At 72.8% G+C, this 19,046-nt stretch carries 20 protein-coding genes and 1 other RNA gene; 15 read left to right on the forward strand and 6 right to left on the reverse strand.

Going from position 1 to position 19,046, the window contains the following annotated elements:
- Positions 1-60: 60 nt before the first annotated feature.
- A complete protein-coding gene (locus ACU610_RS25400; protein ID WP_446770461.1) occupies positions 61-357 on the reverse strand; it encodes a DUF6343 family protein in 297 nt (98 codons plus the stop codon).
- A gap of 64 nt (positions 358-421) precedes the next feature.
- Here ACU610_RS25400 and prfB point away from each other — a divergent pair, with 64 nt between their 5' ends.
- The 7 genes from prfB (at position 422) to ACU610_RS25435 (ending at position 6,289) form a co-directional block, all read left to right on the forward strand.
- Positions 422-1,534, forward strand: coding sequence for a peptide chain release factor 2 (gene prfB / locus ACU610_RS25405; RefSeq protein WP_446770462.1), 1,113 nt, complete (start codon positions 422-424; stop codon positions 1,532-1,534).
- Positions 1,535-1,770: 236 nt separating this feature from the next.
- Positions 1,771-2,460, forward strand: a complete 690-nt coding sequence (gene ftsE / locus ACU610_RS25410) for a cell division ATP-binding protein FtsE (protein WP_446770463.1) — start codon at positions 1,771-1,773, stop codon at positions 2,458-2,460.
- A 44-nt stretch (positions 2,461-2,504) separates the two neighbouring features.
- Positions 2,505-3,389, forward strand: coding sequence for a permease-like cell division protein FtsX (gene ftsX, locus ACU610_RS25415; RefSeq protein WP_446770464.1), 885 nt, complete (start codon positions 2,505-2,507; stop codon positions 3,387-3,389).
- Between the two features lie 104 nt (positions 3,390-3,493).
- Positions 3,494-3,970 (forward strand): SsrA-binding protein SmpB, encoded by a 477-nt coding sequence (gene smpB / locus ACU610_RS25420; protein ID WP_446770465.1) that lies wholly within the window; start codon positions 3,494-3,496, stop codon positions 3,968-3,970.
- Complete coding sequence (locus tag ACU610_RS25425; protein WP_446770466.1) at positions 3,970-4,893, forward strand: NADP-dependent oxidoreductase; 924 nt, start codon at positions 3,970-3,972, stop codon at positions 4,891-4,893. Before smpB ends, ACU610_RS25425 begins: the two co-directional genes overlap by 1 nt.
- Positions 4,890-5,867, forward strand: a complete 978-nt coding sequence (locus tag ACU610_RS25430) for an amidohydrolase family protein (protein ID WP_446770467.1) — start codon at positions 4,890-4,892, stop codon at positions 5,865-5,867. Before ACU610_RS25425 ends, ACU610_RS25430 begins: the two co-directional genes overlap by 4 nt.
- A 56-nt stretch (positions 5,868-5,923) precedes the next feature.
- A complete protein-coding gene (locus ACU610_RS25435; RefSeq protein WP_446770468.1) occupies positions 5,924-6,289 on the forward strand; it encodes a VOC family protein in 366 nt (121 codons plus the stop codon).
- Between the two features lie 4 nt (positions 6,290-6,293).
- On the opposite strand, the gene ACU610_RS25440 is transcribed toward ACU610_RS25435, so the two are convergent.
- Complete coding sequence (locus tag ACU610_RS25440) at positions 6,294-6,614, reverse strand: GYD domain-containing protein (RefSeq protein WP_446770469.1); 321 nt, start codon at positions 6,612-6,614, stop codon at positions 6,294-6,296.
- Positions 6,615-6,726: 112 nt separating this feature from the next.
- On the opposite strand from ACU610_RS25440, the gene ACU610_RS25445 reads away from it, so the two are divergent.
- The 7 genes from ACU610_RS25445 (at position 6,727) to ssrA (ending at position 13,311) form a co-directional block, all read left to right on the forward strand.
- Positions 6,727-7,710, forward strand: coding sequence for a GNAT family N-acetyltransferase (locus tag ACU610_RS25445; protein WP_446770470.1), 984 nt, complete (start codon positions 6,727-6,729; stop codon positions 7,708-7,710).
- A complete protein-coding gene (locus tag ACU610_RS25450) occupies positions 7,701-8,135 on the forward strand; it encodes a protein-tyrosine phosphatase family protein (protein ID WP_446770471.1) in 435 nt (144 codons plus the stop codon). Before ACU610_RS25445 ends, ACU610_RS25450 begins: the two co-directional genes overlap by 10 nt.
- 67 nt (positions 8,136-8,202) lie before the next feature.
- The gene (locus ACU610_RS25455) at positions 8,203-9,072 is read left to right on the forward strand and encodes an SCO6745 family protein (RefSeq protein WP_446770472.1); all 870 of its coding nucleotides are present in this window, start codon (positions 8,203-8,205) and stop codon (positions 9,070-9,072) included.
- Positions 9,069-9,638 (forward strand): carboxymuconolactone decarboxylase family protein, encoded by a 570-nt coding sequence (locus tag ACU610_RS25460; protein ID WP_446770473.1) that lies wholly within the window; start codon positions 9,069-9,071, stop codon positions 9,636-9,638. Before ACU610_RS25455 ends, ACU610_RS25460 begins: the two co-directional genes overlap by 4 nt.
- 45 nt (positions 9,639-9,683) lie before the next feature.
- Positions 9,684-11,300 (forward strand): SLC13 family permease, encoded by a 1,617-nt coding sequence (locus ACU610_RS25465; RefSeq protein WP_446770474.1) that lies wholly within the window; start codon positions 9,684-9,686, stop codon positions 11,298-11,300.
- A 306-nt stretch (positions 11,301-11,606) separates the two neighbouring features.
- On the forward strand, positions 11,607-12,740 hold the full coding sequence (corA, locus tag ACU610_RS25470) for a magnesium/cobalt transporter CorA (RefSeq protein ID WP_446770475.1): 1,134 nt from the start codon (positions 11,607-11,609) through the stop codon (positions 12,738-12,740).
- 194 nt (positions 12,741-12,934) lie between these two features.
- Positions 12,935-13,311: a transfer-messenger RNA gene (ssrA, locus tag ACU610_RS25475) on the forward strand.
- Positions 13,312-13,529: 218 nt separating this feature from the next.
- Here the strand turns inward: ssrA and ACU610_RS25480 are convergent.
- A complete protein-coding gene (locus ACU610_RS25480; RefSeq protein WP_446770476.1) occupies positions 13,530-14,705 on the reverse strand; it encodes an Nramp family divalent metal transporter in 1,176 nt (391 codons plus the stop codon).
- A gap of 370 nt (positions 14,706-15,075) precedes the next feature.
- Positions 15,076-15,996 (reverse strand): dihydrodipicolinate synthase family protein, encoded by a 921-nt coding sequence (locus ACU610_RS25485; RefSeq protein ID WP_446770477.1) that lies wholly within the window; start codon positions 15,994-15,996, stop codon positions 15,076-15,078.
- Between the two features lie 267 nt (positions 15,997-16,263).
- Between ACU610_RS25485 and ACU610_RS25490 the strand changes: the two genes are divergently transcribed.
- A complete protein-coding gene (locus tag ACU610_RS25490) occupies positions 16,264-17,298 on the forward strand; it encodes a LacI family DNA-binding transcriptional regulator (RefSeq protein ID WP_446770478.1) in 1,035 nt (344 codons plus the stop codon).
- A 249-nt stretch (positions 17,299-17,547) separates the two neighbouring features.
- On the opposite strand, the gene ACU610_RS25495 is transcribed toward ACU610_RS25490, so the two are convergent.
- A complete protein-coding gene (locus tag ACU610_RS25495; RefSeq protein WP_446770479.1) occupies positions 17,548-18,123 on the reverse strand; it encodes a dihydrofolate reductase family protein in 576 nt (191 codons plus the stop codon).
- 341 nt (positions 18,124-18,464) lie between these two features.
- On the reverse strand, positions 18,465-18,962 hold the full coding sequence (locus ACU610_RS25500) for a hypothetical protein (protein ID WP_446770480.1): 498 nt from the start codon (positions 18,960-18,962) through the stop codon (positions 18,465-18,467).
- Positions 18,963-19,046 lie beyond the last annotated feature (84 nt).

Here is a 19,046-nt window from a genome sequence, read left to right on the forward strand (position 1 = left end):
CGCCGGACGGGGCCGGCGGGCCCCGGAGGAAGCCGAGCGGCGGGGGCAGGGGGTCCTTCTTCAGCCGGGTTCGCCACGCATCTTGCGTCGGGCCACCACGACCAGGTCGACGGCGGCCACCGCCGCCAGGACGAACAGCACCACCGCCGCCCAGACCGGCAGGCCGGCGGTCAGCCACAGGATGCCGCCGCCGATGCAGACGACGAGGCCGAAGGCGGCCAGCAGCAGCCGCAGCGTCAGCGCCGACTGCGCCGGCGGAGCGCCGCCGAGGCCGGCGGTCGGGTCGTGGTGGTCGGGCAGCCCCTTCGAGTAGTCGGCGGGGTCCTCGCGGGAGCGCGGGCGGTGCGGCTCACTCATGCCGTCAGTGTCATCCCCCGCGCCGGTGCCTACGCCCGTCCGGAGCGCACTACCCTGGGTCGATGTGGCCGCTGACTTCTCCGTCGTCCTGGACGAGCTCGACACGACCCTGAAGTCGATCGAGGCGGTCCTCGACGTCGACCGGCTGCGCCGCGAGGTGGCCGAGCTCGAGCAGCAGGCCTCCGCGCCTGATCTCTGGAACGACGTCGAGGCCGCGCAGGCGCTGACCTCCAAGCTGTCGTACCTGCAGGGCGACCTGCGCCGGGTCGAGGAGCTGCGCAGCCGGCTGGACGACGTCGGCCTGCTGCACGAGCTCGCGCAGGAGGAGGACGATGCGGCGACCCTGGCCGAGGCCGAGCGGGAGCTGCAGAGCCTGCGCCAGGCGATCGACGAGCTCGAGGTGCGCACCCTGCTCTCGGGTGCGTACGACTCCCGCGAGGCGCTGGTGACCATCCGCTCCGAGGCCGGTGGCGTCGACGCCGCCGACTTCGCCGAGATGCTGATGCGCATGTACCTGCGCTGGGCCGAGCGGCACAAGTACCCCGTCGAGCTCTACGACGTCAGCTACGCGGAGGAGGCCGGCATCAAGTCGGCGACCTTCGCGGTCAAGCAGCCCTACGCCTACGGCACGCTCTCGGTCGAGCAGGGCACCCACCGGCTCGTGCGCATCTCGCCGTTCGACAACCAGGGCCGCCGGCAGACGTCGTTCGCCGGCGTCGAGGTGCTGCCCGTCGTCGAGCAGACCGACCACGTCGACATCCCGGAGAACGAGATCCGCATCGACGTCTTCCGATCCAGCGGCCCCGGCGGGCAGAGCGTGAACACCACCGACTCCGCCGTCCGGATCACCCACCTGCCGACCGGGATCGTCGTCTCCTGCCAGAACGAGAAGTCACAGATCCAGAACCGGGCGGCGGCCATGCGCGTCCTCCAGGCGCGGCTGCTGGCCAAGCGGCAGGAGGAGCAGCGGGCCGAGATGGACGCGCTGCGCGGGGAGGGCAGCAGCTGGGGCAACCAGATGCGCTCCTACGTCCTGCACCCGTACCAGATGGTCAAGGACCTGCGCACCGAGGTGGAGACCGGCAACCCGTCCGCCGTCCTCGACGGGGAGATCGACCCCTTCATCGAGGCCGGCATCCGGTGGCGCCGTCAGCAGGAGGCCGTGGCCTCCAGCTGAGAGAGGGCCTCCCTGCCCCCCGCCACTCGCGAGCTCGGGTCGGGACCCTGCAGGGAGGCCGGGATCAGGCGTCCCGTTCGTCACACCGGTCCCACGGCCGGACGCCGGATGCGCCACGCTGGGTGACGGGCGTCCCGGGCCCCGTGCGGAGTTGCTCACGCTCCGTCGGGACGGGACGGCGGCCGACCGCGCGTGACACTCCAGTCTCCCCGGTCGGAGAGGTACCGTGGCCCCTCGTGATCGAACTGCAACACGTCACCAAGCTCTACCCGGCCAGCGCGCGGCCGGCCCTCGATGACGTGTCGACGGAGATCGACAAGGGCGAGTTCGTCTTCCTCATCGGCTCCTCGGGCTCGGGCAAGTCGACCTTCCTGCGGCTGCTGCTCAAGGAGGACGACCCCACCAGGGGCACCGTCATCGTGAACGGCAAGACGCTCAACACGATGAGCAAGTGGCAGGTGCCCAAGCTGCGCCGCACCATCGGCTGCGTCTTCCAGGACTTCCGCCTGCTGCGCAACCGCACCGTGGCCCAGAATGTGGCCTTCGCGCTGGAGGTCATCAACAAGCCCCAGCGGACCATCAAGCGCGTCGTCCCCGAGGTGCTGGAGATGGTGGGCCTGGAGGGCAAGGCCCACCGGCTGCCCAACGAGCTCTCCGGTGGCGAGCAGCAGCGCGTCGCCATCGCCCGCGCGTTCGTCAACCGGCCGCTGGTGCTGCTGGCCGACGAGCCCACCGGCAACCTCGACCCGGAGACCAGCGAGGGCATCATGCTGCTGCTGGAGCGCATCAACCGGACCGGGACGACGGTCGTCATGGCGACGCACGACTACCACATCGTCGACTCGATGCGCCGCCGCGTGATCGAGCTCAACGGGGGGGTCCTCACCCGCGACCAGTCGCGCGGTGTCTACGGGGTCGGCCGCTGACCCGGCCGCCCGCTCCACCTGCCTGACCTCACGACAGGGAATCCATGCGCGTCAACTTCGTGCTCTCCGAGGTGGCCACCGGGCTGCGTCGCAACCTGACCATGACGGTCGCGATGATCCTGACGACGGCCATCTCGCTCGGCCTCATGGGCACCGGCCTGCTGATCGCCGGGATGATCTCCGACATGAAGGAGATCTACTACGACAAGGTGCAGGTCTCCATCTTCCTGGCCGACGACGTCACCGCCGAACAGCGGTCGGCCATCGAGCAGGAGCTCGCGGACTCGCCCGAGGTGGCGAACTACCTCTACGAGTCCAAAGACGAGGCCTACGCCCGCTTCCAGCAGCAGTTCAGCCAGCAGCCGGAGCTCGTGCAGAACACGCCACCGGACGCCCTGCCCGAGAGCTTCCGCGTCGAGCTGGTCAACCCCGAGCGCTACGAGGTCATCGCCGCGGAGTTCCCGAACGGGCAGAACGGCGTCGACCAGGTGCGCGACGAGGGCGACTTCCTCGACCGGCTGTTCAGCCTGCTCAACGGCGCCCGCAACGCGACGATCGCCGTCGCCGTCGTCCAGGCGCTCGCGGCGTTGCTGCTCATCTCCAACACGATCCAGCTGGCCGCCTTCAACCGGCGCAACGAGACCAACATCATGCGGCTGGTCGGCGCCTCGCGCTGGTACACCCAGCTGCCGTTCATCCTCGAGGCCGCGCTGGCCGGGCTGATCGGTGCGCTGCTGGCCATCGGCGGGCTGGTCGTCACCAAGATCCTGTTCGTCGACCGGACCCTGGCCGGGCCGATCCGGGCGGGGATCATCCCGCCGGTCGACTGGAGCGCCATCGCCTTCATCAGCCCGGTGATCGCCGCCGCCGGCGTGGGCCTGGCCGCCGTCGCCGCCTACGTGACGCTGCGGCTGTACGTGCGCATCTGAGTCCGCCGTCCTGTCCGCGAGATCTGCACAGTGGCGGCCTCCAGCGCGCTGGAGGCCGCCACTGTGCAGATCTCGCCGCATTCCGGCCCCGGTAACCTGGGGACATGCCGCGTGAACAGGGGCGCAAGCTCATCGCCCAGAACAAGAAGGCGCGGCACGACTACTCGATCCTCGACACCTACGAGGTGGGCCTGGTGCTCACCGGCACCGAGGTGAAGAGCCTGCGTGCCGGCCGTGCCTCGCTCGTCGACGGCTTCGCCACGGTGGACGACGGCGAGGTCTGGCTGCAGCACGTGCACATCCCCGAGTACGCCGAGGGCACGTGGACCAACCACGCCCCGCGGCGCAAGCGCAAGGTGCTCATGCACCGCACTGAGATCGACAAGCTCATCGGCAAGACCAAGGAGGGCGGCCTGACCCTCGTGCCGCTCGACCTGTACTTCAAGGACGGCAAGGTCAAGGCGACCCTCGCCCTCGCCAAGGGCAAGAAGTCCTACGACAAGCGGCAGGACCTGGCCGAGCGCGACTCGCGCCGGGAGATCCAGCGGGCCTTCGGGCGGTACGTGAAGGGACGGCGGTAGTGCGCGGTGTGGCCTACGACCGGTACGGCGGCCCCGAGGTCCTGACCCTCTGCGACGACCTGCCCGACCCCCCGGTCGGCCCCGACACCGTGCTGGTGCGCGTGCACGCCGCCGCCGTCAACCCGGTCGACGTGCTCATCCGCTCCGGCGGCCTGACCGGCGCCTATCCGCACCACCTGCCGATCATCCCCGGCTGGGACGTCGCCGGGGTCGTCGAGGTCGCGGGCCCCGCGGTCACCGCGTTCGCCGCCGGCGACGAGGTGCTCGGCTACGTCCGCCGGGACGACGTCCAGTGGGGGACGACGGCCGAGTTCGTGCCGGCGCCGCAGCGGTGCCTGGCGCACAAGCCGGAGTCGCTGTCGTTCGCCGAGGCCGCCGGGCTGCCGCTGGCCGGGCTGACCGCCTACCAGGCGCTGACCGAGGCGCTCGACGTCGGCGAGGGCGACCGGGTGCTGGTGCACCGCGCCGCGGGCGGGGTCGGCTTCTCCGCCGTCCAGATCGCCGTCGCGCTGGGCGCGCACGTCATCGGCACCGCGAGCCCGCGCAACCACGGCTTCCTGCGGGACGCCGGGGCGGCCGAGGTGTTCGACTACTCGGCCGGGCCGATCAGCGCGCAGTTGTCCGAGCCGGTCGACGCCGTCCTCGACCTGGTCGGCGGCGACACCCTGGCTGACGCACCGAAGCAGGTCCGCGACCGCGCCCGCATCGCCTCCGTCGTCGACCCGGTGGTCAACGGGATGGGCGGCCGCTACGTGTTCGTCCGTCCCGAGCACGAGCACCTCGAGGAGCTCGGCCGGATGGCCGACGCCGGCCAGCTGCGGGTGCCGATCGCCCGGGCGTTCCCGCTGGAGCAGACCGCCGAGGCGCAGGAGCTGGTGGCGGGCGGGCACGTGCGCGGCAAGGTCGTCGTCACGCTCCGGTGAGCAGCCCCGAAGGCGCCCGAGCGAGCACCGCAGGGAGCGCCCGCGACCGAGGAGCGGAACGAGGGCGCAGCCGAGCCGGGGACGCCGTCCCGCCGCCGGCCGACGACGCCGACGTCCCCCGGTACTGGCGCGCGCTGGGCCTGCCCGGGCTGGTCGACGTGCACGTGCACTTCCTGCCCGAGCCGGTGCAGGCCAAGGTCTGGGACTACTTCGCCGCTGCGGAGACGCACTACGGCGCGGCCTGGCCGGTGCAGTACCCGCTGCCCGAGGACGAGCGGCTGGCGGTGCTCGACCGGCTCGGGGTCCGGGCCTTCCCGACGCTGCCCTACCCGCACAAGGCCGGCATGGCCGCCTGGCTCAACGACTGGTCGGCACGGTTCGCCGCCGCGCACCCGCGGGTGCTGCAGTCGGCGACCTTCTACCCCGAGCCGGAGGCCGCGTCCTACGTCGAGGCGGCGCTGACGGCCGGCGTGCGGGTGTTCAAGGTGCACGTCCAGGTCGGCGCCTTCGACCCGCGCGACCCGCTGCTGGACCCGGTGTGGGCGCGGCTGGAGGAGACCGGCACCCCCGTCGTCATCCACTGCGGCTCGGGCCCGCTGCGCGGTGAGCACACGGGGCCGGCGCCGATGACCGGCCTGCTCGAGCGGTACCCGCGGCTGCAGCTGGTCATCGCCCACCTGGGCATGCCGGAGTACGCGGCCTTCCTGGACCTGGCCGAGCGCCACGAGCGGGTGCACCTGGACACCACGATGTTCGCCACCGACTTCACCGAGCGGCTCATGCCCTTCGACCCGGCTCTGCGGCCGCGGCTGGGCGCGCTGCGGGACAAGGTCGTGCTCGGCAGCGACTTCCCCTCCATCCCCTACCCGTACGCCCACCAGCTGGCCGCCCTGCACCGGCTGGGCCTCGGGGAGGAGTGGCTGCGCGCCGTCCTCTGGCACAACGGCGCCCGGCTGTTCGGGCTGGCGCCCTGACCTCGGGGCGCGTCGCTGCTCTGGCAGGGCTGCGCCCGGCTGGCCAGGCTGGACGGGTGCGACTCACCGCGACCGTCCTGGACACCCCCGACCCGAGGGGGCTCGCGCGCTTCTACCAGCGCCTGCTCGGCTGGCCGATCGGCAGCGACGAGCCGGGCTGGGTGACCCTCCGGCCGGAGGACGGCGGCGCGGGGCTGTCCTTCCGGCTCGAGACCGACCACGTGCCGCCGGTGTGGCCGGCCGGCCCCGGCGACCCGCGCATGCAGCTGCACCTCGACATCGAGGTCGACGACCTCGACGCGGCGGTCGCGCTCGCCGTCGAGGCCGGTGCGACGGTGGCGGAGTTCCAGCCGCAGGACGGCGTCCGGGTCTGTCTCGATCCGGCCGGTCACCCGTTCTGCCTGTTCCTGCCCGGCTGGTGACCCCTCAGCCCGGGCCGGGGGAGTAGTCCGGGTGCAGCCGGGCGGCCCGGTCGACCTCCTCCGGCGTCAGCAGGTGGACCGTGCGGACCGACGCGATGCCGCCACCGGTGATGGTGAGCGACAGCGCCGCGGCGGCCGCGGCGTCGGGCAGCTCGACGATCGCGTACACGTCGGCGTCCCCGAGCGCGAAGTCGAAGCTCTCCAGCCGCCCCTCCAGGTCGAGCACGGCGTGTGCGAACACGCTGCGCCGGGCCGACCCGCCGGCCGCCATCACCGCCCGCGCGCCCTGTGCCTCGTACCGGGCGATGAGCAGGAAGCGGGGCACGGGGCCCTCCTCTCGGCGGCGTGGGCCGATGCTGGCGTCCGCTCGCGCCCGGCCGCAAGGCACCCCGGGAACCCGGTCGACCGCGGTGGTCGCCGTTCCTACGCTGCCCGGCGTGCGCGACCTGCCCGCGGGCCTCACCACCCGCCCGCTGACCACCGACGACCTACCCGCCGCAGCCGGGCTGCTCGCCGCCGCGGAGCCGGTCGACGACACCGGCGAGCACCTGGACGCCGACGACCTCGCCGAGTGGTGGGTCGACGACCTCGTCGACCTGTCCAGCGACGGCCGCGCGGTGTGGGCCGCCGACGGCACCCTCGTGGCGGTCGCCGTGGTCGTGTCGACGGGCCGGACTCGCGAGGACCACCGCGTCCTGCTCGAGGGCCGGGTGCACCCGGACTGGCGCGGGCGGGGCGTCGGGCGGGCGCTGCTGGACTGGCAGCTGCGCCGCGGCGCCGAGGTGCACCGCCGGGACCACCCCGAGCTGCCGGCCCGGCTCAACGTCTCGGTGTACCCGGGCACGGGCTCGCTGGAGTCGCTGGTCCGCCGCGCCGGCTTCACCGCCGAGCGCTGGTACGCCGACGTGGAGCGGCCGCTGACCGGGCTGCCGGAGGTCCCGGCGGTGCCGGGCGTCGAGCTGGTCCCCTTCACCCGGGACCGGGACGACGAGGTGCGGCGGGCACACAACGCGGCCTTCACCGACCACCACGGTTCGACGGAGCGCGACGCGACCACGTGGCGGGCCTGGTTCACCGGGACGCGTGCCTTCCGGCCGGACCTGTCGGTGCTCGCCCTCGTCGAGGGGGCGGTCGCCGGATACGTGCTGACCTACGTGTACGAGGCCGACACCCGCGCGACGGGCGCCTCGCGGGCCCACCTCGGGCAGCTCGGCGTGCTGCGTTCCGCCCGCGGGCGCGGCATCGCGTCGGCCGCGATCGTCGCGGCGCTGCGGGCGGGCGCAGCCGCCGGCTGCGACACCGCGGGGCTGCAGGTCGACACCGAGAACCCGACCGGGGCGTTCGGGCTGTACCGGCGGCTGGGGTTCGCGCCGGTCCGCACCCGCGTCCAGTGGGCCCGCACCCGCCCACCGTGGACGTGAGCTGGGCGGACGACGCCGGGGTGGTGGAGCTGCCCGGCGGGGCGCGGGTCCGGGGGCGTCGGCTGGGTGCGCCTGCGTCCCCGGCCGACCGGGCGGTCGTGCTCGGCCGCGGCCCGCTGCCGCCGTGGCCCGCACGCCGGGTGCGCTGGCCGGACTTCTGGGTCCCGCTGGACCGCGCCGACGCCCTCGCCGCGCTGACCCAGGCGCTGGACCGGGCGCGGGCGGGGGAGCGGGTCGAGGTCGCCTGCCACGGCGGGGTGGGTCGCACCGGCACCGCGCTGGCCGCGCTCGCCGTCCTGGACGGGCTGCCGGCCGCCGACGCCGTCCGGTGGGTGCGGGAGCGGTACTCCCCGCGCGCCGTCGAGACGCCGTGGCAGCGCCGGTGGCTGCGCTCGCTCGGCCCAGCGGAAGCCGGCCCCGAGTAGGCCCCCGCAGGGTCCCGACGCGAGCCTGCGAGTGGTGGGGGGCAGGGGGCCCTCTTAGGGTCCGCGCATGCTCAGCGCCGATCAGCCCGCCCCCGACGTCGCCCGCGCGCACCGCGCCGTCGAGCCCCTGCACAACCACGTCTACTTCTCACCCGAGCAGGACGAGTACCTCACCGCGGTCGGGCTGCGCCCCGGCCGGATGTGCTACTTCGCCGGGCGCGCGGCGGCGATGGGCGCGGTCGGGCCGGGCACCGTCGTCGCGACGTTCGCCAACTTCGCCCCCGCGATCGTGGCCCGGCACGTGCCGCGCGCCTGGACGCTCGCCTCCCCGGAGCAGGTGCTCGCCGCCCGCCTCGACGGCGCCCGCGCCTCGCTGACCCGGCTGCTCGGGAGTGCGGACGCCGCCACCGCGCCCGAGGTGACCGAGCTCGCCGGCCTGCTGCGGGAGGCCTGCACCGCGCTCACCCCCGAGGGCCGCCCGCTCTACGCCGCGCACGCCGACCAGCCCTGGCCCGAGGAGCCGGTGCTGTCGCTGTGGCACGGGGCCACGCTGCTGCGCGAGCACCGCGGCGACGGGCACGTCGCGTGCCTGCTGCAGGCGGGGCTCACCGGCCTCGAGTCGCTGGTCACCCACACGCTGACCGGCCGCGGCTTCACCGAGGCCGCCGCCAAGGCCACCCGCGGCTGGAGCGACGAGGAGTGGACCGCCGCGGCCGACCGGCTCACCGCGCGGGGCCTCGTGGCCGACGGCGCGCTGACCGAGGCCGGGATCGCGCTGCGCGCCGAGGTCGAGGCCGGCACCGACGAGCTCTCCGCCGCGCCCTGGGTGCACCTCGGTGCGGAACGGACCGCTCGCGTCGTCGAGCTGGGCCGCGCGCTGTCGGCCCGGCTGGTGGCCAACGGCGCGTACCCGGCCGGCGTCTTCGCCGCCCGGTGAGCGAGCACGCCGCCTCCTCCGACCGGCACGGCAGCCGGCCGCGTCTGCCCGAGGCCGACGAGGACGGACCGACGGCGGAGCTGCTGCGCGCCCGCCGCGGCGGGCGGCTCTCCACGCTGGACCGCCTGCTGCTGCACAGCCCGCCGGTCGCCGAGGGCTGGAACGCCCTGCTCGGCGCGCTGCGCGGGGCGACGACGCTGCCCGCCGACCTGCGCGAGCTGGTGGTGCTGCGGGTGGCGGTGCTCAACGACGCCGAGTTCGAGTGGGTCTCGCACGAGCCGATCGCCCGCCGCGCCGGTCTCGGCGAGCCGCAGCTGCAGGTGCTGCGCCGTCCCGACGCCGCTGGCGAGCCGGTGTGGACGCCGGTGCAGGCCGCCGTCCTCGCCTTCACCGACGCCTCGACGCGCGAGGTCGCCGTCCCCGAGGAGGTCTTCGCCGGCGTCCGGGAGCACCTCGACGACCGGCAGGTCGTGGAGCTGACCGTGCTGGTGGGCGGCTACGGGATGGTGTCGCGCTTCCTCGTCGCGCTCACCGTGCCGCCGCCGGACGGAGAGGTTCCCGGCTGAGCCGGGCCTCCCTATGGTCTGGGTCACAGTCCAGGGGAGGGCGCCATGACCGCCACCGACCGCCGGCCCGGGGCCGGGCAGCGCACCGACGTCGACGCCGCGTTCCGCGGCTCGGCCACCTACCGCAGCCTCGGCGAACAGCAGCTCAGCCCGGCGGAGGAGCGCTTCGAGCGAGGGCGCCGCACGGTCGGGCTGTTCCTCGCCCCGGTCGTGACGATCGTCTTCGCGCTCCTGCCGCTGGACCTGCCGCGCGACCAGCACCTGCTCGCCGCCGTGCTGCTCGGCGTCATCGTCCTGTGGATCACCGAGCCGGTGCCCATCCCGATCGGCGGGCTGATCGGGGTCGGCGCCATCGCCGTGCTCGGCGTCGTGCCGGCCGACGACGCCGTCGGCCCCCTCGGCTCGACGACGGTCTTCACCTTCATCGGCGCGTTCATCCTGGCCGCCGCGATGCTCAAGCACGGCGTCGCGCGGCGGTTCGCGATGGCGATCCTGTCGATGCGGTGGGTCGGCGGCTCGACCGCGCGGGTCATCATCGCGTTCGGGCTGATCACCTGCCTGCTGTCCGCGTTCGTCTCCAACACCGCCACCGTCGCGATGCTGCTGCCCACGGCGATCGGCATCCTGTCGGTGATCGCCAAGCTGCTGCAGGACAAGGAGATGGTGGCCCCGGACTTCGACCCGCTGCGGCTGCGGGTGGGCGTCGCCCTGATGCTGATGCTGGCCTACGGCGCGAGCGTCGGCGGGCTGATCACCCCGGTCGGCACCCCGCCCAACCTGATCGGCCGCGGGCTGATCGAGGAGGCGACGGGGGAGCGGATCGGGTTCCTCGACTGGATGCTCATGGCGCTGCCGATCTGCGCGCTGATGTTCGTCGCGCTGGCCGCCGTCCTGCTGCTGCTCAACCGGCCGGAGATCAAGAGGATCGAGGGCGTGCACGAGTACGTGCGGGCCGAGCGCGCCCAGCTGGGGCCGGTCTCGCGGGCGGAGAAGAACACCCTGGTCGCCTTCGGCATCACCGTCGCGCTGTGGATCTTCCCCGGCGTCATCGCGCTGACCGCCGGCACCGACTCGGCGCTCTACACCACGATCGGCGACCGGCTCGACGAGGGCATCGTCGCCGTCCTCGGGGCCTCGCTGCTGTTCCTGCTGCCCACCGACTGGGGGCGCCGGGAGTTCACCCTCAACTGGTCGGACGCCGCGAAGATCGACTGGGGCACGATCCTGCTCTTCGGCACCGGCATCATCTTCGGCTCGCTGCTGGCCGACACCGGCCTGGCCGAGACCATCGGCAACGGCTCGGCCGACCTGCTCGGGCTGACCAACACCTTCGCGATCACGATCTTCGCGGTGATCCTGGCGATCGTCATCTCGGAGACGACGTCGAACACCGCATCGGCCGCGGTGGTCGTGCCGATCATCATCCCGGTGGCCGTGGCGGCGGGGATCAACCCGTTCGTGCCGGCGCTCGCAGCGACGTTCGCGGCGTCCTTCGGGTTCATGCTGCCGGTCTCGACGCCGCAGAACGCGATCGTCTACGGCTCCGGGGTCGTGCCGATCACCAAGATGATCCGGTCGGGCATCTCCTTCGACGTCCTCGGCGCCCTGCTGATCGTCGTCCTGCTGCCGGTGATGATCGACCTCGTGCTCTCCGTGGGCTGACCGCCGCGGGAGCCGACCCGTGGACGACGTCTGATCACCCGCTGTTCACCTGCGCGAGGGCGGCGCGGGTGGACAGCGCGTGTCACGATGGACGACGGCCCATCTCTCCGGGCCGGCTCGGCGGACGACGGGAGGTGCTGAGCGCATGCGCAGTGAACCGCCCAGTACCGGTACCGGGGTCCGCACCGCCTGAGGAAGGACCTCGCTGCCCCCGCCGCTCGCGAGCTCGCGGCGGGACCCTGCAGCGGGACCACGGGTGCGGACCTCCGACGTGTCCCCCGCTCCAGCGTCCCCCGGGAGTCCGCCGTGGTCGACCGCCGTCGTGCGTCCCTCACCGCCCTGTCCACCCTGGCCCGCCGGCCGCGCCCCGAGCTGACCCTCGCGCCCGCGCCGCCGCCCCCGGCCGCGCCGCAGCGGCAGTCGCTGATCGTCGACAACGCCGTCTACTCGTCGGGACGGCGGGTGGCGACGCCGGACAGCGTCGCGGAGAGCCACGAGTGGCTGGTCGAGGACCCCGAGCGCCTCGTGTGGCTGGGCCTCTACCGGCCCGAGCCCGCCGAGCTCGGTGAGCTGGCCGAGCAGTACGACCTGCCCGAGCTGGCGGTCGAGGACGCGATCAAGGCCCACCAGCGGCCGAAGTTCGAGCGCTACGGGGACACGCTGTTCGTCGTCCTCAAGGCCGCGCGGTACCTCGACGCGGCCGAGGAGGTGGAGTTCGGCGAGCTGCACCTGTTCCTCGGTCGCAACTTCGCCATCACCGTGCGGCACAGCGAGTCCCCGGACCTCTCCCGGGTCCGCCGGCGGCTGGAGAGCGAGCCGGCGCTGCTGGAGAAGGGCAGCGAGGCGGTGCTCTACGCGATCCTCGACGCCGTCGTCGACGGGTACTCGCCGGTGGTCGCGGGGCTGGCCAACGACATCGACGAGATCGAGACCGAGGTCTTCCGCGGCGACCCCGGGGTCTCCCGGCGCATCTACGAGCTGTCGCAGGAGGTGCTGGAGTTCCAGCGCGCCGCGCAGCCGCTGACCGGCATCCTCGCCGCGATCGCCGCCGGCTTCGACAAGTACGGCGTCGACGAGGACCTGCGCAGCTACCTGCGCGACGTCGAGGACCACGTCGTCCAGGTGACCGAGCGGGTGGAGGCCTTCCGGCTGCAGCTGCGCGACATCCTCACCGTGAACGCCACGCTCGTGGCGCAGCGGCAGAACGAGGAGATCCGCGAGCTCACCGAGGCCTCGATCGCGCAGGGCGAGGAGGTCAAGAAGATCTCCGCGTGGGCGGCGATCCTGTTCGCGCCCACCCTGGTGGGGACGGTGTACGGGATGAACTTCGACGACATGCCCGAGCTGCACTGGTCGTTCGGGTACCCCATGGCGCTGCTGGCGATGGTCGGGGTGAGCCTGGCGCTGTACGCCGTCTTCAAGCGCCGCGGCTGGATCTGAGCACGGCCGGCGCTGCGCGGAGCCCCGCTCCCGCCGTTGATCATGGGGCTGTCGTCGGCTGCGGCGGCGTGTGCAGCCGTATCGCGGGCGACAACCCCATGATCGACTCGTGAGGGGCGGTCCGTGGGGGACGCCGGCGCTGCGGGGGAACAACCCGGTGGCGGGTGCCGTTACGCTGTCTGCACAACTACACAGGGGGTGAATGGTCTCGACTGCGGTCGGATGACCAGGGGAAGCGAGCCGAGGAAGCCGACGATGAGCTCGTTAACCACGCGTCGGAAACAACACAAGCGCCGACTCCAGTCAGCGCGAGTTCGCCCTCGCTGCCTGATAGCAGCGTAGGCGACTCTGTCAGCCCGGGTTCGTCATCGGCCCGGATCCTGGCATCAGCTAGATGACTCACCGTGCGTGCCGGTCGCGGGCGCGCGCGGGACACCGAACAGCGACTGGGCCCGTCACATCGACTCGTCCGTGAGATCGATGGGGTCGAGCAGAGACACAGCGGACTGCGCTCGGAGAAGCCCTGGTGATGCGTCGTAGGACGCGGGTTCGATTCCCGCCACCTCCACCCCACCCCGGGGTCCTGGCGAGATGCCTGGGCCCATGTCGACGAAGAGGCCGGTGGCCGCCGCGGACAGCGGTGACCACCGGCCTCTCGTTCGTGCCGCGCAGGTTGGTACGGCCAGGCCGCCGGGGCCGTGGTCCGGTCTGGGGACTGCAGGGATGAGTTCGGACCACGGCGGCCGCCCGGTCAGAGGACCGGGCGGCCGCTCGTGCTCGCCGGGTGCGTCAGAAGGTGGTGACCACGAGCTGGTAGCAGGTGGCGAGGATGGCCACGAGCCCGACCGCGGCGACGGCGTTCTGCCACCAGCGGTTGCGCAGGTCGCCCATGAGCCGGCGGTTGTTGGCGAGGATGACCAGCAGCACGCCGAGCATCGGAGCGACGATCACGGTGAGCGCCTGGGCCACGATGATGAGCTGGACCGGCGATGTTCCTCGGGCGAGGACGGTGACCGTGGCGCCGAAGGCCAGCACGCCGAGGATGCCCAGGCGAACCCTGTGGGAGGAGACCCGGTTGCCCCAGCCGAGGCCGTCGGAGAGCAGCGTGCCCCCGGCGGTAGCGTTGGCGATCATGGCCGACAGCGCCGCGCCGGTGAAGCCGAGGGCGAAGATGACGCGGCCGGCCTCGCCGGCTAGCGGTTCGAGGACGCCGGAGAACTGCTCGAGGGTGGCGCCCTCCTGGCCGCCGGCGCCGCCGAGCACGGCTGCGGCGGCGGCGATGACCAGGGCAGTCATGATGCCTGGGGCCACGATGCCGGGGATGGTGTCAGCCAGCGTGGTCTCGCGGTACTGCTCACGGCGCAGGCCGCGTTCGCGGGAGGCGTAGCCGGCGTAGAAGGCGGCGTTGAGGGAGAAGTTGGTGCCCACCAGGGCGACCAGCAGCAGGCCGACGCCGGTGGGGATGGTGGGCAGCATCCCGGCCGCGGCGTCGCCCCAGTCGGGTCGGGTGATGATCGCGGTGGCGACGAAGGAGGCGGCCATGGTCGCGACGATGGCCAGCACGATCTTCTCGATGACCTTGTAGGCCTGGCGGGCGAACAGAATCGTCGCCACCAGCGCGGTGCAGGCGAGGGTCCACCACACCGGGTTGCCGCCGAGCACGAGGGAGAGGCCCAGGCCGGTTCCGACGGCGTTGCCGACGGAGAACATCAGGGTGATGGTGAAGACGCCGAGCCCGGCGGCGACGCCGGTAGCGCGGCCGAGGGTCTCCTTGATGGTCTCCACGACCGAGCCGCGTGACATGATCCCGACCCGGATGCTCATGTCGGCGAACGCCAGCATCAGCGCGGTGGACAGGGCGATGACCCAGATCAGCGAGTAGTAGAAGCGGCTGCCGGCCTGCACGGCTGAGACCAGGTTGCCGGGCCCGAACTGCCAGGCGCCGACGATGAAAGCCGGGCCCATGAGGCTGAGCGTGTGCAGGACCTTGTTGCGCCGGCGGCCGGGTGGGGCGGTGATAGGAGGTACCTCGTCGGCCGTGGGGCTCGTGGCGGGGGAGGCGGCCTGCGGGGGCCGCGGTCGGGGAGCCGGAGGCGGCGCCGGGGCCGCGGTCGAGCGGTCTGGGGCGGACGACTGGGACATGGTCGCTTCACGTTCCTCGCCCTCCGCGGCGGGGCCGCGGAGTTCGTCGGGGGCCTGCAGTGTCACCGGGCTGCGGCGGCAGCTACCAGCGCGCCGGTGGGCGGGGGGGCCGGATCGGCTGCGTGTACCGATCCACCCGGCTCTGGCCGGGTGGATCGGCCAGAGCCCGTCGGGTCAGAGCGGGGCGGGCGGCTCAGACCAGCCCGGCGTGCTTGAGGGCCAGGGTGATCTCATCGGCCGCCGTGGGCGCGAGCGGCAGCAGCGGCGGGCGGACGGTCGCGTGGTCGAGCACGCCCCGTGTGACGAGCGCGTGCTTGAGGGCGACGGTGCCCTCCATGTGCGAGCCGCGGTGGTAGACGGCCTTGGTCAGCGGCAGCAACTTCTCGTGCAGCTCGTGGGCCTTGGGGTAGTCCTGGGCCTTGCCCGCGGCGATCAGCTCGACCAGCAGCTCGGGGGCCATGTTGCCGTAGCCGACGAGCAGGCCGTCGACGTCGAACATCGTCGGCAGCAGGTATTCGTCGTGGCAGGAGAGGATCTGCAGGTCCGGGAACTCCTGGCGCAGGACCGGAATCTCGGTGTACCAGCGGCGCATGTTGCGCACGCCGTTCTTGGTGGCGACGACGCCGGGCTGACCGGCGATCTCCAGCTGAGTCTCCAGGTCGTAGGACGCCTTGGTGACGTCCGGGTACTGGAAGAGGATGCACTGCAGGCCCGAGGCCTCGTGGATGGCCTTGTAGCGGCCCTGCGGGGCGCCGGGCTGGAAGCCGAACCGCAGCCAGCCGTGCGACGGGTAGACCAGCGCGCCGGTGGCGCCGGCGTCGGCGGCCCGCTTGGCCTCCTCGGCGGCGGTCTTGTCGCCCTCGGTGGTGATGCCGGCGATGACCGGCACCTGGCCGTCGACCGCCTCGACCACCGTGCGGATCAGGGCGACCTGCTCGTCGGGGGTCAGGTACGTGCCCTCACCGGCGTGCCCGAGGAGGACCAGACCCTTGACGCCGTCGACGGAGACCAGCCACTGGGCCAGCTTGGCGTTGGCGGGGTGGTCGACCTCGCCGTCGCGGGTGAAGGCGGTGACGGGGGCGGGGGTGAGGCCGCGAAGGTCCATGACAGACATGAGGTGCTCCCTGAATGAGGTAAGTTGGTTCCCGGATCGTTCTCGGGAACGTTCCCATCACACCATCGGGTGTGATGCCGGTCAACCCCCGCTGGTTGGGTGCATCGCAAATCGCGGGGCACGGTCACCCTTCGTGACCGACGATGGGGCCTCGCCGACGTCGCCCGCCGTCCGGCCGTGACGGCCGCCCGACCCGCGCGTCGGGTCGGCGCCGACCGGGCCGACGAGGCGGGGCGTCCGGCATAGGCTGAGGTGACAGGAGGACTCGTGGCCCAGGATCCCCAGACCCGTCCCCGTTCCGCGCCGGTGACGCTGCTCGACGTGGCGGCCGCCGCCGGGGTGTCCAAGTCCACGGTCTCCCGGATCCTCGACGAACGGCTACCGCGCTCGGAGAGCGCCACCGCCCAGCGCGTACGGCAGGTGGCCGCCGAGCTCGGCTACGTCCGCGACCCGTCGGCGGCCAGCCTGCGGCGCGGCAAGACGATGACGATCGGGGTGGTGGTGCCGCGGCTGACCGACACCGTCATGGCGATGCTGTACGAGGCGCTGGCCCACGCCGGCCAGCGGTCCGGCCACTTCACCATCGTGGCCACCACCGGCGACGAGCCCGATGCCGAGCGGACCGCGGTGGAGGCGCTGCTCCAGCGCCGCGTCGACGGGGTGATCCTGTCCACCGCCCGCCTCGGCGACGACTTCCCCAGCCAACTGGCCGCCCGCGGGGTGCCCTACGTGCTGGCCCTGCGAACCGACGGGCACAGCCTCGCCTCGGTCGGCGACGACCGGCTCGGCGGCTACCTGGCCACCCGGCACCTGCTCGACCTCGGGCACCGTCGCATCGGCTTGATCGCCGGTCCGGGTTACGCCTCCAGCGCCCGCGGCCGGATGGAGGGCTACCGGCAGGCCATGGCCGAGGCGGATGTGGACGTGGCGCCGTCCTGGGTCGTCGAGTCCACCTTCGGCATCGACTCCGGCGCGGACGCCGCCCGTGCCCTGATGAGCCTGGATCCGCGGCCGACCGCCGTCTTCGCGGTCAACGACAACACAGCGATCGGGGCTCTGTCCGCGTTCGAGAACCTGGGACTGTCCGTGCCCAAGGACGTCTCGCTCGTCGGATACAACGACATCCCGATCGTCAGCCGCCTGCCCATTCCGCTCACATCGGTGCGAGTACCGTTCGACCAGATCGCCGGCGCAGCCCTCCAGCTGCTCATCTCCGGGGCGCAGGGAGATCACGACCGGGTCAGGGTGGCGCCACCGACCTTGATCCCACGCCGATCGACCGCCTCCGCGCCCGCCGTCTGACGCGGAAGCCGTTCGTCATGGGCGGCCCCGAGGCGTCGTGTCGGCTCGACCGGGCCCGGGGCTGTGCACACGGCCATCTGCGCGGATCCGTGTGCGAACTCGCGATGATCCGTGTGCAGGACAGATGGCGCATGCCGCAGTCGGGCCCTTCTACCTGCGAGTTTTCATGTCGCCAGAACCCCCCCTGCCGAGAGCCCTGTGCAGACGACGTCCGCACAGGGCTCTCGCACGCTTCGGTCGGTGTCCCGCTCAGCGTGGCCGCGAGTAGTACAGGACCGTGTTGCCGCCCGGGAAGCTGCGCAGGTCGTCCAGCTGGAAGCGGGTGGGCGCGAACCGCGTGCCGAAGGCCGTCCGGCCCGCGCCGGCGACGACCGGGTAGAGCTTGACCACCAGGCGGTCGATCTCGTCGAGGAGCTCGCCCGCCAGCTGCCCGCCACCGGCGAGGTAGACGTCGAGCCCGGTGTCCTCCTGCTTGAGCGCACGCACGGCTCCGACGGGGTCGTCGCGGACGACGGTGACGTCCGGGTCCGGGGACTCGAGCGTGCGGGAGACCACAACCTGGCGCAGGTGGGCGTAGGGACTGGTGACGCCGAGCCGGAGGGCGGGGTCGTAGGTGCGCCGGCCCATGACGATCGTGTCGAAGCGCCGGTTGGGCGCCGCGTCGATGCCGAGCCGCTGGCGGAGGTGGGTGGGTAGCGCGTCGCCGAACTCGGTCGCCATCCACTCCGTGTACGGCTCGGACATCGGGTAGAAGTCGATCTGGTCGTCGGGGCCCGCGATGAAACCGTCGAGGGAGACCCCGATGTAGTAGACGAGCTCCCGCACGCCGTCTCCTTCCAGGGAACCGAGGCCGGCGCGCGGCGTGGTGCGCCCGCCACGCCATCGGCCGCGACGAACGCGGACGCGTCCACAGTCGCTCCACCGCCTCGGCCTGTAAAGGCCCGTGCTGTACCGGCACCGTCTGGCGGGCCCGAGGGTCCTTCGAGCTGGAGGTCACCGGTGCTGCTGCTGCCACTCCCGCGGCGCCATGGATCAACGGCTGTGCGGGTCGGACGCTGCTGCCGTCCCGGCAGCCTCGACGGGGCAGCCCGCCAGGACGCGACCGGGAGGCGCAGCAGGACAGGCTCTCCCGTCCATGACCGGTAGGCCGCGGAGGACCGGCGCCATCACACAGAACTGCGGAGCGACTCCATCCGCCCGCGTCGCGCCGCGACCACGAGCTTGTCCCCCTCCTGGATGGCCCGACCGCCTTCGGGGTCGATCAACTCCGGGGTTCGATCGTCGATGACCCCGAGCAGGGCGGCCTCGTCGCCCAACCGGGGAGCGGCCTCGTCCTGCGTCAGGCCTATCGCCGGCGAACCGCTGACGACCGGCAGTGTCTCGACGACGACCTCCAGTGGGTCGGGGGCGCCCACCTCGGCGGGCTCGTCGGAGGGGATCAGGGTGAACCGGGCACCGGTCAACAACGCGGCGAGCACGGAGGCGCGTTCGGCAGGAAGTCGAACCGTCGTCAGCGCTTCGTCCAGGTGGGGGTCGAGGAGCACGAGATACCGAGGTCCACGGTCCTCGACGACGACCATGACGTCGCGGCCCCTGTCGGCCGGGATGGTGTAGCGCCAACCGATACCCGGTAGCCGTTGCGCCCGCACCTGGAGGTCGGTCATCGCTCGCCTTCCCGCACCGTCCTCGGACGACCCGACGATCCCACCTGTGTGTGCTCCGACCAAGCGACGCCGGCGATCCCGATC

Source organism: Geodermatophilus sp. URMC 61 (assembly GCF_052931555.1).